Source organism: Pseudomonas sp. B707, assembly GCF_022496685.1.
GTDB lineage: Bacteria > Pseudomonadota > Gammaproteobacteria > Pseudomonadales > Pseudomonadaceae > Aquipseudomonas > Aquipseudomonas paraglycinae.
Genome location: NZ_WTVE01000030.1, coordinates 15,251 through 29,253, shown reverse-complemented (window position 1 = coordinate 29,253; position 14,003 = coordinate 15,251). Strand labels below are relative to the sequence as shown.

The following is a 14,003-nucleotide window of genomic DNA, read 5'->3' as shown; positions in this document are numbered from 1 at the left end:
TGAACTACTCGGTTAGCCTGCGTATACTGGCGCGCATCACGAATTTGGGTTCGATTTCACGGAGCGTCCTGCATGTCCGGCAATACCTACGGCAAGCTGTTCACTGTCACCACCGCGGGCGAAAGCCATGGTCCGGCGTTGGTCGCCATTGTCGACGGCTGCCCGCCGGGCCTGGAGATTTCCCTTGAGGACCTGCAACGCGACCTCGATCGCCGCAAGCCGGGCACCAGCCGCCACACCACCCAGCGCCAGGAAGCCGACGAAGTCGAAATCCTTTCCGGCGTGTTCGAGGGCCGCACCACCGGCTGCTCCATCGGCCTGCTGATCCGCAACACCGACCAGAAGTCCAAGGACTACTCGGCGATCAAGGACCTGTTCCGCCCGGCCCACGCCGACTACACCTACCACCACAAATACGGCGAGCGCGATTATCGCGGCGGCGGTCGCAGCTCGGCGCGGGAAACCGCCATGCGCGTCGCGGCCGGCGCCATCGCCAAGAAATACCTGGCCAGCCAGGGCATTGTCATTCGCGGCTACATGAGCCAGCTCGGCCCGATCGAGATCCCGTTCAAGACCTGGGAATCGGTCGAGCAGAACGCCTTCTTCAGCCCGGACCCGGACAAGGTGCCGGAGCTGGAAGCCTACATGGACCAGCTGCGTCGCGATCAGGATTCCGTCGGGGCGAAGATCACCGTGGTTGCCGAAGGTGTGATGCCGGGCCTGGGCGAGCCGATCTTCGACCGTCTCGACGCCGAACTGGCCCACGCACTGATGAGCATCAACGCGGTCAAAGGCGTGGAAATCGGCGCCGGTTTCGCCTGCGTTGCCCAGCGCGGCACCGAACACCGTGATGAGCTGACTCCGGAAGGTTTCCTCAGCAACAACGCCGGCGGCATTCTCGGCGGGATCTCTTCGGGTCAGCCGATCGTCGCGCACCTGGCGTTGAAGCCGACCTCGAGCATCACCACCCCGGGCCGTTCGATCGACATTGACGGCAACCCTGTCGATGTCATTACCAAGGGCCGTCACGACCCATGTGTCGGTATCCGCGCTACGCCGATTGCCGAGGCGATGATGGCCATCGTGCTGATGGATCACCTGCTGCGTCACCGTGGCCAGAACGCCGATGTGCGCGTGAGCACCCCGGTGCTGGGTCAGCTTTGATGGGTGATCTCAAAGCCGCCGCGGTCTGACCGTGGCGGCGCTCCCGTACTGGCGGCTGTCCAGTTTCTATCTGTTCTATTTCGCCTTGCTCGGTTCGACGGCGCCGTTTCTGGCGCTGTACTTCGATCACCTCGGATTCAGCGCCGCGCGCATCGGCGAGCTGGTGGCGATCCCGATGCTGATGCGCTGCGTGGCGCCGAACATCTGGGGCTGGCTCGGCGATTACACCGGCAGGCGCCTGGCCATCGTGCGCTTTGGCGCGGTGTGTACGCTGCTGACTTTCTCGCTGATTTTCGTCAGCAAGACCTACGCCTGGCTGGCGATGGTCATGGCCTTGCACGCCTTCTTCTGGCACGCGGTGCTGCCGCAGTTCGAAGTCATCACCCTCGCGCATTTGCAGGGCCAGACGTCTCGCTACAGCCAGATCCGCCTCTGGGGCTCGATCGGTTTCATCATCACCGTGGTCGCCCTCGGTCGCCTGTTCGAATGGCTCAGCCTCGACATCTACCCGGCGGCGCTGGTGCTGATCATGGCTGGCATCGTGCTCAGCAGTCTGTGGGTGCCGAACGCTCAGCCGCCTCAGGGCAACCGGCCGACAGGCGAGGGCTTTCTCAAGCAATTGCGCAATCCCGGGGTGCTGGCATTCTACGGTTGCGTGGCGCTGATGCAGATGAGCCACGGGCCGTATTACACGTTTTTGACTCTGCACCTTGAGCGACTGGGTTACAGCCGTGGCGTGATCGGCATGCTCTGGGCGGTCGGCGTGGTGGCGGAAGTGCTGATGTTCATGGCCATGAGCCGGATCCTCGCGCGTTTTTCCCTGCGGCGGGTGCTAATGGCGAGTTTTCTGCTGGCGGCGTTGCGCTGGTTGCTGCTAGGTTCGTTCGCCGAGTTCCTCTGGGTCTTGCTGTTTGCCCAGGTGCTGCACGCGGCGACCTTCGGCAGCTTTCATGCGGCTGCCATCGCGTTCGTGCAACGTAGCTTCGGCGCGCGCCAGCAAGGACAGGGCCAGGCGCTGTATGCAGCGCTGGCCGGCACCGGTGGCGCGCTCGGCGCGTTGTATTCCGGCTACAGCTGGAATGCCCTCGGCGCGACATTGACCTTTAGTATTGCCAGTCTCGCAGCGCTCGCCGCTGCCGTTATCATTGCCATTCGAATGCAAGAGGACAGGCCATGAGCCTTACCCGTGAACAGCTTGCCCAGCAAATTGTCGACGCCGGGCGTTTTCTTTATGGTCGCGGCTGGTCGCCGGCCACCAGCAGCAATTACTCGACGCGCCTGTCGCCGAGCGAAGCGCTGCTGACCGTGTCCGGCAAGCACAAGGGCCAGTTGGGCCTGGACGACGTGCTCGCCACCGACCTGTCCGGCAACAGTCTTGAGCCCGGCAAAAAGCCGTCCGCCGAAACCTTGTTGCATACCCAGCTCTACAGCTGGCGCCCGGAGATCGGCGCGGTGTTGCACACTCACTCGGTGAACGCCACGGTGCTGTCGCGACTGACGCCGCAAGACTTCATCGAGTTCGAAGACTACGAACTGCAAAAAGCTTTCAGCGGCATCTCGACCCACGAATCCCGGGTGCGCGTGCCGATCTTCGACAACGATCAGGACATTGCGCGCCTCGCCGCCAAGGTGCAGCCTTGGCTCGACGCCCATCCCGATTGCGTCGGTTATCTGATTCGCGGCCACGGCCTCTACACCTGGGGCGCGCAGATGAGCGACGCGTTGCGTCAGATCGAGGCCTTTGAATTCCTGTTTGAATGCGAGTTGAAGACCCGCAGCGTCATGAACCGCCAAGGCTGACTTCACCAGAACCAGCCCCTTTGCCTGATGAATGCAGTGCCCGACCGGTCTCGAAGAACCGGACGGCAAGGCCGATACCGAGGAATGCCCCATGAGCAGCCTGTCCGTCTATCACGTTTCCAGCCCCGAGATTCCGAACAAGGTGCTGACCCATTTCGAAGACATCGCTTCGACCCTGGCCGAGCAGGGCGTGCGCTTCGACCGTTGGCAAGCCGCCGCGAAGATCCAGCCCGGCGCCAGCCAGGAAGAAGTGATCGGTGCCTATAAAGAACAGATCGATAAACTGATGACCGAGCGCGGTTACATCACGGTCGATGTGATCAGCCTCAACAGCGATCACCCGCAAAAAGCCGAATTGCGCGCCAAGTTCCTCGAAGAACATCGCCATGGTGAAGACGAAGTGCGTTTCTTCGTCGCCGGTCGTGGCCTGTTTACCTTGCACATCGACGATTACGTCTACGCCGTACTGTGCGAGAAGAACGACCTGATTTCGGTGCCGGCCGGCACCAAGCACTGGTTCGACATGGGCGAGAACCCGCATTTCGTGGCGATCCGCCTGTTCAACAACCCTGAAGGCTGGGTCGCCAACTTCACCGGCGAAGACATCGCCGGCCGCTTCCCGCGTCTGGAGGACTGAGCCGATGTCGATCAAGGTCATTCTCACCGACATCGAAGGCACCACCAGCGCAGTGAGTTTTGTGTTCGACGTGCTGTTCCCGTATGCGGCGAAGCACCTGCCAGACTTCGTTCGCCAGAACGCCCAGCGTGCCGACGTTGCCGAGCAACTGGACGCCGTGCGCCGCGACAGCAACGAACCGCAGGCTGATGTCGAGCGAGTCGTGGAAATTCTGCTGGCCTGGATCGCCGAAGACCGCAAGGCCACGCCGCTGAAAGCGTTGCAGGGCATGGTCTGGGAGCAGGGTTATCAGGCCGGGCAGTTGAAAGGCCATGTTTACCCGGACGCCGTTGAAGCGCTCCAGCGCTGGCATCAGGCCGGTCATCAACTGTTTGTGTATTCGTCCGGTTCGATTCAGGCGCAAAAGCTGATTTTCGGCTGCTCGGAAGCAGGGGATCTGACGCCGCTGTTCAGTGGCTACTTCGACACGACGTCGGGCCCCAAGCGCGAGGCGCAGTCGTACAGCAATATCCAGCAGGCCATCGGTGTCGAACCGCAGGAAATCCTGTTCCTCTCGGACATCGTCCAGGAGCTCGACGCCGCCCAGTCAGCCGGCTTGCAAACCTGCGGCCTGGCCCGTGAAGGCGGGGAACTGGCAGGGCATGTGACCGTCGACAGCTTCACCGGGATTGAGCCGGAAGCGTTCTGAGTTCACACAATCGACGCGCAAAAAAAACAGGCCGTGAAGCGAAAGCTCCACGGCCTGTCTGTTTATACGGTGTTCGAATTACATCGAGTGATAGGTCGGCAGGGCAAAACGCTGCTGGCTTTGCAGCATGCCGATCTGTGGCAGCTCGCTGGCCTGTTCCGCCAGATCACGACGGATCGCGCTGATCGCCCACGACAGTTGATCACCGGTATGCAGTTGCTGATACGTGAGCGCACGTTTGAACACTTTGCCGTCGGCACTCTTCAGCGTCAGCAGGATCCCGCCATCGGGACGGGGCTGGGTGGTGACGGCGAAGTTGGAAAACAGGGAGGTAAATTTTTCTTGGATCAGGTTCATGTCTTTCAGCTCCGTATGCACTTGAATGGCAAGCATGTATAGGGAGTTGCAGCGATTGTGCCAGTATTTGAGTTTTTAAAAATCCTTATAAATCAGTAATTTATAAAATCTGCTGGTTTCGGCTGTCGTGCAATCTGCATGAATGGCCATCGTGCATCCTGCATTTTGCGGGATCATTGTCGATTCGATTGAACCAATACCCTTGGCTGTAATCATGCGGCGTTTAGTAGTGCCGGGGCGGATACAAAACATTGCAAAAACCGCGTGTACAGCCCGCGAAGCCCTGACGTATTTTCGGCCTCGACCCTCGCTCGAGAAGCGCCGGTTGTCTCACCCGATTGCCCGACAATAAAAATCCGGCCTGCACGTCAAGGTCGAACGGGAGCTGCCATGCACCAAGCGCCGAGCGACACGATTACCTGGGGCATGATGCTCCGCAAACTGCCGATGATTGCCAAAGCCATTCCACGGGTGGTGAAAGGCATGAAGGTGGCCAACGTCACGGATCCGACCCAAACCTGTGGCCTGGGCTGGACATTCGAGCAAGCGACCCTGCGCAATCCCGAGGGCCCCGCGCTGCTGTCGGGCGAGGTGTTGCTGAGTTATTCACAGGTCAACCAGTGGGCCAACCGCATCGCCCACTACCTGATCGGGCAGGGCATCGGCAAGGGCGATGTGGTGGCGGTGTTCATCGAGAACCGCCCGGAACTGCTGGTGACGATTCTGGCGCTGGCCAAGGTCGGCGCTGTCAGCGCGCTGCTCAATACCTCGCAGACCCGCGATACGCTGATCCACAGCATCAATCTGGTGACCCCGGCGGCGATTGTTGTCGGTGAAGAGTTGCTGCCGGCATTTGCGGCGGTACGCGAGCAAGTAGCGATCCCGGCAGCGCGCGTATGGTTCGTCGCCGATCAGGATACCTTCAGCCATCCGGGCATCGCGCCCGAGGGCTATATCAACCTGATCAGCGCCAGCGCCGACGCACCTGTCGACAACCCGGCCAGCAGCCGGCAGATTTTCTTCGACGACCCCTGTTTCTACATCTACACCTCCGGCACCACCGGTTTGCCCAAGGCCGGGGTGTTCAAGCACGGCCGCTGGATGCGCAGTTCGGCGAGCTTCGGCATGATCGCCCTCGACATGCGCCCGGACGACATCGTCTATTGCACCTTGCCGCTGTACCACGCCACCGGGCTTTGCGTGTGCTGGGGTTCGGCGGTCAATGGCGCGTCGGGTTTCGCGATTCGCCGCAAGTTCAGCGCCCGCCAGTTCTGGAGCGATGTGCGTCGCTATCGCGCAACCACCATCGGTTACGTCGGCGAGTTGTGCCGGTATCTGGTGGATCAGCCGCTCAGTGCCGACGACAGTCGTCATGATGTGCGAAAGATGATCGGCAACGGCCTGCGGCCCGGTGCGTGGGCCGAGTTCAAGACCCGCTTCGGCGTGGATCACATCTGTGAGCTTTACGCCGCCAGCGACGGCAATATCGGCTTCACCAACATCCTCAATTTCGACAACACCATCGGTTTCTCGCTGATGGCCTGGGAACTGGTCGCCTACGACCAGGACAGCGGCGAGCCGATTCGCGGCGATGACGGATTCATGCGCAAGGTCGGTCGGGGTGAGCGAGGCCTGCTGCTGGCGCGGATCGACGACAAGGCGCCGCTGGACGGCTACACCGACCCACAGAAAACCGCGAAAGTCGTGCTACAGGACGTGTTCACCAAGGGCGACCGCTTCTTCAACACCGGCGATCTGCTGCGCAACATCGGTTTCGGCCACGCACAGTTTGTCGACCGTCTCGGCGACACCTACCGCTGGAAGGGCGAGAACGTCTCGACCACCGAGGTCGAAAATCTGCTGCTCCAGCACCCGCATATTTCCGAAGCGGTGGCCTATGGCGTGGAAATCCCCAACACCAATGGCCGCGCCGGAATGGCGGCGATCACCCCGGCCGAGTCTCTGGCGACCCTGGATTTCGCCGAATTGCTGGCCTTCGCCCGCCAACGCATGCCGGCCTACGCGGTGCCGCTGTTCCTGCGGGTCAAGGTCAAGATGGAAACCACCGGCACTTTCAAATATCAGAAGACCCGCCTGAAAAACGAAGGCTTCGACCCCGGCCTGACGGGGGATGACCCGATTTATGCCTGGCTGCCGGGGACCGAAACCTACGTGCAGGTCACGGATGAAACTCTTGCCGACATCCGGGCAGGCAAGTACCGCTATTGATATTGGCTATCGGCAGTCTTGGAAAAAAGGGGATGACAGCTATCGCCGCGCTCGGGAAACTATCGGTTTTCCGATTGACCGAAAGTGGAGTTGCCCCATGTCCGACCAAAGCCGCCAGATGACCCCCGAAGAAGCAGCCGAATTCACTGAACAGGTGTTCAACAAGGCGCGCGAGGGCGATGCGGTGATGCTCGATCGCCTGATCACTGCCGGTCTGCCGGTGAACCTGACCAACAGCAAGGGCGACACCCTGCTGATGCTCGCCAGTTATTACGGGCATGTGGACGCGGTGCAAGTGCTGCTCAAGCACAAGGCTGACCCGGAACAACGCAACGGCAACGGCCAGAGCCCGATTGCCGGCGCCGCGTTCAAGGGTGACCTGGCCGTGGTCAAGGCATTGGTCGCCGGTGGGGCGCAGATCGAAGGCGCCTCCTTCGACGGCCGCACGGCGTTGATGATGGCGGCGATGTTCAACCGCGTTGAAATCGTCGACTTCCTGATCGACCAGGGCGCCGACCCGAAAGCCAAGGATGCCAACGGCATCACCGCGCTGGACGCGGCCCGCACCATGGGCGCCGTCGACACCACTGCGCAGCTGGAAAAACTGTTGGGCTGAAGCCGCTGGCCGGAACCCGCTCTGTGGCGAAGGCGAGAATGCGCTATCCTTCGCGCCCTCAAAATTCCCTTCGCCACAGGATCCGCTCCCATGAAAGCCGCACTCGCCGAACTCATCAGCAAAATCAGCTCCGGCTGCATGGGCGACGACGAGATTCAGAAGGTCGCTGACGAAGCGGCACAGGCCTACGCCGATGCCGAAGCTTTTCTGACCGCCAACCCGGATATCAACTACGACGACACTTTCCCGATTCCGCTGGGCGAGTGGGTCGTGGTCGGCAGCCTGCCGGAGACCGTGCTGTTCCAGGCTGACACTTACGCCGACCTGTTCGCGCAGATCGTTGCTTCGTTCGGCCCGGGCGTCGAGTTCAACCTCAAGCCCAAGCAACTGGCCAAGACCGAGGCGCTGACCGCGCTCAACCGCATCCAGGTGCAGATGAGCAGCCTGAACAAGGAAAACGGCGGTTACACGCTGATGAACTTCAGCCAGTTGCTCGATGATGAGCTGCAAGTGGTGCTGGTCTACGGCAACGACGTACCGCGCGTGCTGGAACTGTGCGCCGAAGTCGGCATTGCCGCCGCGCCGTCGCTGGAAGCCCTGAAGGTCGCCGTTCACGTCTGAACGCAATAAAAGGGAACCCTGTGCGCGACCGTCTATCCTAAAAGTGCATGCCACTATTCTGGAGCGACACCATGGGTTCCACGTTCAACGGCCTGGTCGGCCTGATCATTCTTGCGCTCGACATCTGGGCGATCATCAACGTGCTGAAAAGCGGCGCCGAGACCGGGATGAAAATCCTATGGGTGCTGTTGATCATTCTCCTGCCGGTGCTGGGCCTGATCATCTGGGCGATTGCCGGGCCGCGGGGCAATGTGCGGATCTGACCGTTCGCAGCCTGATTGGGTCGGGCCGATGAACTGAGGTTCGACCTGTCATCTTCGGCAACGTAGAATGCGCGCCTTTCCCGGGCAATCGAACCTGACGATTGGCGCCCGCGCATTCATCGGAGCACTTCACCATGACCGTCACCAAAACCAGCGAATACCTGGAAACCCTCTACGAAGGCTACGGCCAGCGTTTTCGCATGGAAAAACTGCTGCACGAAGTGCGCACCGAACACCAGCACCTGGTGATCTTCCAGAACCCGCGCATGGGCCGGGTGATGGCGCTGGACGGCGTGATCCAGACCACCGAAGCCGATGAATTCATCTACCACGAAATGCTCACCCACGTGCCGATCCTAGCCCACGGCACCGCCAAGCGCGTGCTGATCATCGGCGGCGGCGACGGCGGCATGCTGCGCGAAGTGACCAAACACGCCAGCGTCGAGCACATCACCATGGTCGAGATCGACGGCACCGTGGTCGACATGTGCAAGGAATTCCTGCCGAACCACTCCAAGGGCGCCTACGACGATCCACGCCTGAACCTGGTAATCGACGACGGCATGCGTTTCGTCGCCACCACCACCGAAAAGTTCGACGTGATCATTTCCGACTCCACCGACCCGATCGGCCCGGGCGAAGTGCTGTTCTCGGAAAACTTCTACCAGGCCTGCCACCGCTGCCTGAACGAGGGCGGCATCCTCGTGACCCAGAACGGCACGCCGTTCATGCAGATCGAAGAAGTGAAAACCACCGCCGGCCGCCTGCGCAGCCTGTTCCCGGACTGGCACTTCTATCAGGCAGCCGTGCCGACCTACATCGGCGGTTCGATGACCTTCGCCTGGGGTTCGACCAACCCTGCGTACCGCAAGCTGAGCCGCGAAGTGCTGCAACAGCGCTTCATCGGCAGCGGCATCGTCACCCGCTACTACAACCCGGAAATCCACATCGGCGCTTTCGCCTTGCCGCAATACGTGTTGCAAGCGGTGAACAAGCCAAGCAACGACTGATCGTTCGCGGGTCAGAAAAAGCCGAGGCCGGTGTGCGAAAACACGCCGGCCTCGGCTTTTTTCATGTTGCATCGGTGTAAACCTTTTGAACGATCAATCCTGACAAAAGTCGAGATAGGTGTAAGCCCATTTGCGGGTTTGATCGAGGAGGCTCCGATGTCAAAGTGGAAAGTCACTTTCGTGGACGATCATGGTGAAACGATCGACGAAGTCTTCGAGTGCGAGGAATGCCCCAGTCATGAACGGGCAGCCCGCCTCATCAAGGAACGGTTGTTGCCGGTCGCCGCCGAGCTTGACCTGAACGATCTGGAAGGGCGCACCGCCGATGCCGGCGTGAAAAGCCTGAAAACCCAGAACAGCATCGAAATCCGCAGCATCACCCCAATCTGAATCTTCATTTTCTTCATGTACCAGGCCTTGGCAGCGGCTCTATCTTGGGGCTACTCTGCAAGCGAGATCAGCGAACGGATCGCTAAGGTCTGGTCTTGTCAGCTACATGCTTGTTTCCCGCCGGCAACGCGGTTGCCGTAAGCACCCGGGCCCATTGGGCCAGTGCAGGGAATACGGAAAGTCTATCCATCTATGCGAGGGGGACGATTCATGAGCACAGCCTATCAAGAAGACATCAGCAGCAGTGTGCTGCGCCGCATGAAAGAAGGCGGTTTCGATTTTTCCCGATTCCATCCCATCGAGTTCTACGCCATTTTCCCGGACGAGGAGCGGGCGCGCAGGGCGGCAGGCAAATTTCGCGGTGAATCCATCAATGCCCAGGTCAGTGCGCGCGACGACGGCGCCTGGTCTCTGGAATTGAGCAAGGTGATGTACGCAACCTACGACGACATTGGCGATTTCGAGCAGGGCTTTTCGGCGGTGGTCGAGCCCTTGGGCGGCATCATCGAAGGCTGGGGCGTGAAACAGGAGATCCGCAACCGGCACCGTTTGAACTGATCACTCTCGCAACACGTCGAGCTACGGCTGACCTTCGGGTCGGCCGTTGTCGTTTCTGCCCCCTGAACACCCCATGGCAAAACCCTGAAACAAGAAACCGGCGCAAAAAAAAGCCACCTGAAAAGGTGGCTGAAAGGGAAGACCGGAAGGAGAGGAAACCGCTCAGGGTTACGGCCGGGATGGCTGCCGAGGCAAGCCGGATCAGTGGGGCTGCGTACTTCGTCAGCGAGGTTTTTGCAGCGGATGCGCGGATTATCCGCAGCCGGCACCGAGCAGTGAAATCAACTCTGACTATGCTGGTGATAGGCGACGGGACTGCGTCGCAATGAAGCGGGGGCGATCAGGTTGGGGCATTTGCCGCACAGGAATGGTGCGGTGCGTGTGGCGTGAATATCCAACCGATTGAAATCAAAGCGTTTATGCCGATGGCACGGGCCTTGCGAAGGCCTGTATGTCCGGGGTGACAAGGAGTACGGCATGATCCGCACCTATTTTGATGAAATGTACGATGCCGGCGGCCAGATCCGCCCGCATTACCGGGAGTTTGCCCGCTGGCTGGCCGAAACGCCTGACGAACTGCTGGCCCAGCGGCGGCGCGAGGCCGATCTGCTGTTCCATCGTGCCGGGATCACTTTCACGCTCTACGGGGACGAGCAAGGGACAGAACGCCTGATTCCCTTCGACACCATTCCGCGCAGCATTCCCGCCAGCGAGTGGCGGATCGTCGAGCGCGGCTGCATTCAGCGGGTCAAGGCGTTGAACATGTTCCTCGCCGACCTTTACCACGAGCAGCGCATCATCAAGGCCGGGATCATTCCCGCCGAACAGGTGCTGGCCAACGAGCAATATCAGTTGGCGATGCAGGGGCTGGACCTGCACCGCGATATCTATTCGCACATCTCCGGCGTCGATCTGGTGCGCGACGGCGACGGCACGTACTACGTGCTCGAGGACAACCTGCGCACGCCGAGCGGCGTGAGCTACATGCTCGAAGACCGCAAGATGATGATGCGCCTGTTCCCGGAACTGTTCGCGGCCCAGCGCATCGCCCCGATCGACCATTACCCGAATCTGCTGCTCGACACCCTGAAAAGCTCAAGCCCGATCGACGACCCGAGTGTGGTGGTGCTGACACCGGGACGCTTCAACAGCGCGTTTTTCGAGCATGCGTTCCTGGCCCGGGAAATGGGCGTGGAGCTGGTGGAGGGTGCGGACTTGTTCGTGCGCGACGACAAAGTCTTCATGCGCACCACCGACGGCCCGAAAGCCGTGGACGTGATCTACCGCCGGCTCGACGACGCGTTCCTCGATCCGCTGGCGTTCCGCCCGGATTCGATGCTCGGCGTGCCGGGGCTGCTGTCGTCCTATCGCTCGGGCAACGTGGTGCTGGCCAATGCCATCGGCACCGGCGTGGCGGACGACAAATCGGTGTACCCGTTTGTCACCGAGATGATCCGTTTCTACCTCGACGAAGAACCCATCCTGAAGAATGTGCCGACCTGGCAATGCCGCAATCCGTCTGAACTTTCCCATGTACTGGCCAATCTTCCGGAACTGGTGGTCAAGGAAACCCAGGGCTCCGGCGGTTACGGAATGCTGGTGGGGCCGGCGGCGACGACCGCGGAAATCGATGCGTTCCGTGAGCGGATCAAGGCCAAGCCCCACGCGTACATCGCGCAACCGACGCTGTCGCTGTCGACCTGTCCGACCTTTGTCGAAAACGGCATTGCGCCGCGCCATATCGACCTGCGTCCGTTCGTATTGTCCGGCCGCGAAACCCGGGTCGTGCCCGGCGGTTTGACCCGTGTCGCCCTGCGTGAAGGCTCTCTGGTGGTGAACTCATCCCAGGGCGGCGGAACCAAGGACACCTGGGTGGTCGAGGATTGAAGGAAACCTGCCATGTTAAGTAGAACTGCCTCGGATCTTTACTGGATGTCGCGTTACCTGGAGCGGGCGGAAAACCTCGCGCGGATGCTCGACGTCAGTTATTCGCTGTCGCTGATGCCGCAGGACGGCCGTGGCGACGGTCTGCACGAACTGGCGATGCCGCTGCTGATCACCGGCACGCTGGACGATTACCTGGAGCGTCACGGCGAGCTGCATGCCGAGCGCTTGCTGCATTTCTTTGCCCTCGACGCGGCGAATCCTGCGAGCATCTACAGCTGCCTCGGTGCGGCGCGGGCCAGCGCCCATGCGGTGCGCGGGCGAATCACTGCCGACATGTGGGAGAACATCAACGCCACCTGGCTGGAGATCCGCGGGATCGCCAATCAGGGCCTCAGCCGTTATGGCATGAGTCGCTTCTGCGAGTGGATCAAGGAGCGTTCGCACCTGTTTCGGGGCGCGTCCTACGGCACCATCATGCGCAACGACGCATTTCGTTTCATTCGCCTGGGTACGTTTATCGAGCGCGCTGACAACACGTTGCGCCTGCTCGATGCGCGTTACGAAATGGCCGGCGATCAGGCGGAAGCAGTCAGCGACGGCACCGCTCACGCCTATTACCAATGGAGTGCGCTGTTGCGGGCGCTGTCATCGTTCGAGGCCTACACCGAGATCTATCGCGATGCGCCCGGCGCCCGGCATGTTGCAGAGCTGCTGCTATTGCGCGCCGACGTGCCGCGTTCGCTGCGGGCCTGCACCGAAGAGATTGACCAGATTCTCGCGCAACTGCCGGGGGCCAACGGTCGCCCTGCACAACGACTGGCGGCGGAAATGGACGCGCGTCTGCGTTACACCGGCATTCAGGAAATTCTCGAGGAAGGGCTGCACGCCTGGCTCACCGAATTCATCCCGCTGGTGCGCCAGCTGGGCAACGCCATTCACAGTTCCTACCTGGAGGCCGCATGAGACTTTCCATCAGCCACGAGACCACCTATCACTACGAAGATCAGGTGCGAGCGAGCATCCAGTACCTGCGCCTGACGCCCCACGACAGCGAGCGTCAGCACGTGCTGAGCTGGCAGCTCGACCTGCCGCGCCCGGTGCGTGCCCAGCTCGATCCGTTCGGCAACATCCTGCACGTGCTGACCATGGACGAGCCCCACGAAGCGATCATCATCGGCGCCCGGGGGCAGGTCGATATCGACGAGTTGCGCGAAGCCGAACACGAGAGTCAGTCGGCGCTGCCGTTCCTGCGTTTCACCCGGCTGACAGAGGCTGACGAGGCGCTGCGGGCGTTTGCCGAGAAGTCCTGCAAGCAACGACGCGACCGCAATGCACTGATCGACCTGATGCATGGGCTGAACCAGCACATGACCTACAAACCGGGCGCCACCGAAGTCGACACCAGCGCCGCCGAGGCATTTGCCGGCCGGGCGGGTGTTTGCCAGGATCACGCCCACGCGTTTCTCGCCTGCGCGCGCAGCCTCGGTGTGCCGTCGCGGTATGTGTCGGGTTATCTGTACAGCGAGGATTGCGAGCATCTGGCCAGTCACGCCTGGGCCGAAGCCTGGATCGACGACGCCTGGTACAGCTTTGACGTGACCAATGAGCTGGCGCGGCCGGAGCGGCACCTGAAACTGGCGGTGGGTCTGGATTACCTCGACGCCTGCCCGGTGCGCGGCATGCGCCGGGGCGGCGGCTCAGAGCAGATGCACGCGAAAGTGCTGGTGTCGCCGACACCAGCGCCAATCATCTCGGTGCAGCAGCAGTAAGCGGCGTAATTGGA

Annotated in this window: 16 protein-coding genes; 15 read left to right on the top strand and 1 reads right to left on the bottom strand. The window is 61.2% G+C overall.

Translation table 11 applies throughout. From position 1 onward, the window contains the following. The first annotated feature begins 72 nt into the window (after positions 1–72). The 5 genes from aroC to mtnC all read left to right on the top strand — a co-directional run bounded on the left by aroC (position 73) and on the right by mtnC (position 4,289). A complete protein-coding gene (gene aroC / locus GQX66_RS18760) occupies positions 73–1,164 on the top strand; it encodes a chorismate synthase (RefSeq protein WP_011333207.1) in 1,092 nt (363 codons plus the stop codon). Positions 1,165–1,195: 31 nt separating this feature from the next. After that, a complete protein-coding gene (locus tag GQX66_RS18755; RefSeq protein WP_011333208.1) occupies positions 1,196–2,341 on the top strand; it encodes an MFS transporter in 1,146 nt (381 codons plus the stop codon). After that, complete coding sequence (locus tag GQX66_RS18750; protein ID WP_007959997.1) at positions 2,338–2,964, top strand: methylthioribulose 1-phosphate dehydratase; 627 nt, start codon at positions 2,338–2,340, stop codon at positions 2,962–2,964. The genes GQX66_RS18755 and GQX66_RS18750 overlap by 4 nt, the downstream gene beginning before the upstream one ends. A gap of 91 nt (positions 2,965–3,055) precedes the next feature. Then, entirely contained in the window at positions 3,056–3,601 is a 546-nt protein-coding gene (locus GQX66_RS18745) for an acireductone dioxygenase (RefSeq protein ID WP_039770173.1), read from the top strand. A gap of 4 nt (positions 3,602–3,605) precedes the next feature. Next, on the top strand, positions 3,606–4,289 hold the full coding sequence (mtnC, locus tag GQX66_RS18740) for an acireductone synthase (RefSeq protein ID WP_102688279.1): 684 nt from the start codon (positions 3,606–3,608) through the stop codon (positions 4,287–4,289). A 78-nt stretch (positions 4,290–4,367) separates the two neighbouring features. On the opposite strand, the gene GQX66_RS18735 is transcribed toward mtnC, so the two are convergent. Beyond that, positions 4,368–4,646: a DUF3509 domain-containing protein gene (locus tag GQX66_RS18735; protein ID WP_039769924.1), complete on the bottom strand. Its 279-nt coding sequence runs from the start codon at positions 4,644–4,646 to the stop codon at positions 4,368–4,370. A gap of 390 nt (positions 4,647–5,036) precedes the next feature. Between GQX66_RS18735 and GQX66_RS18730 the strand changes: the two genes are divergently transcribed. The 10 genes from GQX66_RS18730 to GQX66_RS18685 all read left to right on the top strand — a co-directional run bounded on the left by GQX66_RS18730 (position 5,037) and on the right by GQX66_RS18685 (position 13,989). Next, positions 5,037–6,875: a long-chain-acyl-CoA synthetase gene (locus tag GQX66_RS18730; RefSeq protein WP_240870420.1), complete on the top strand. Its 1,839-nt coding sequence runs from the start codon at positions 5,037–5,039 to the stop codon at positions 6,873–6,875. A 97-nt stretch (positions 6,876–6,972) separates the two neighbouring features. Then, positions 6,973–7,491, top strand: coding sequence for an ankyrin repeat domain-containing protein (locus GQX66_RS18725; protein ID WP_085608799.1), 519 nt, complete (start codon positions 6,973–6,975; stop codon positions 7,489–7,491). 90 nt (positions 7,492–7,581) lie between these two features. Beyond that, a complete protein-coding gene (locus tag GQX66_RS18720) occupies positions 7,582–8,112 on the top strand; it encodes a hypothetical protein (protein ID WP_085748506.1) in 531 nt (176 codons plus the stop codon). 71 nt (positions 8,113–8,183) lie between these two features. Further along, positions 8,184–8,375, top strand: coding sequence for a PLDc N-terminal domain-containing protein (locus GQX66_RS18715; RefSeq protein ID WP_007959984.1), 192 nt, complete (start codon positions 8,184–8,186; stop codon positions 8,373–8,375). A 134-nt stretch (positions 8,376–8,509) separates the two neighbouring features. Next, complete coding sequence (gene speE, locus GQX66_RS18710; RefSeq protein WP_007959983.1) at positions 8,510–9,385, top strand: polyamine aminopropyltransferase; 876 nt, start codon at positions 8,510–8,512, stop codon at positions 9,383–9,385. Positions 9,386–9,541: 156 nt separating this feature from the next. After that, positions 9,542–9,775 carry a hypothetical protein gene (locus tag GQX66_RS18705; protein WP_007959980.1) on the top strand — a complete coding sequence of 78 codons (234 nt, stop codon included), beginning with the start codon at positions 9,542–9,544 and terminating at the stop codon, positions 9,773–9,775. A 210-nt stretch (positions 9,776–9,985) separates the two neighbouring features. Then, positions 9,986–10,333 carry a ribonuclease E inhibitor RraB gene (locus tag GQX66_RS18700; RefSeq protein ID WP_007959978.1) on the top strand — a complete coding sequence of 116 codons (348 nt, stop codon included), beginning with the start codon at positions 9,986–9,988 and terminating at the stop codon, positions 10,331–10,333. 477 nt (positions 10,334–10,810) lie between these two features. Continuing rightward, a complete protein-coding gene (locus GQX66_RS18695) occupies positions 10,811–12,220 on the top strand; it encodes a circularly permuted type 2 ATP-grasp protein (RefSeq protein ID WP_085748507.1) in 1,410 nt (469 codons plus the stop codon). 12 nt (positions 12,221–12,232) lie between these two features. Next, the gene (locus GQX66_RS18690) at positions 12,233–13,183 is read left to right on the top strand and encodes an alpha-E domain-containing protein (RefSeq protein ID WP_007959974.1); all 951 of its coding nucleotides are present in this window, start codon (positions 12,233–12,235) and stop codon (positions 13,181–13,183) included. After that, complete coding sequence (locus GQX66_RS18685) at positions 13,180–13,989, top strand: transglutaminase family protein (RefSeq protein WP_007959971.1); 810 nt, start codon at positions 13,180–13,182, stop codon at positions 13,987–13,989. Before GQX66_RS18690 ends, GQX66_RS18685 begins: the two co-directional genes overlap by 4 nt. The last annotated feature ends 14 nt before the right edge of the window (positions 13,990–14,003 follow it).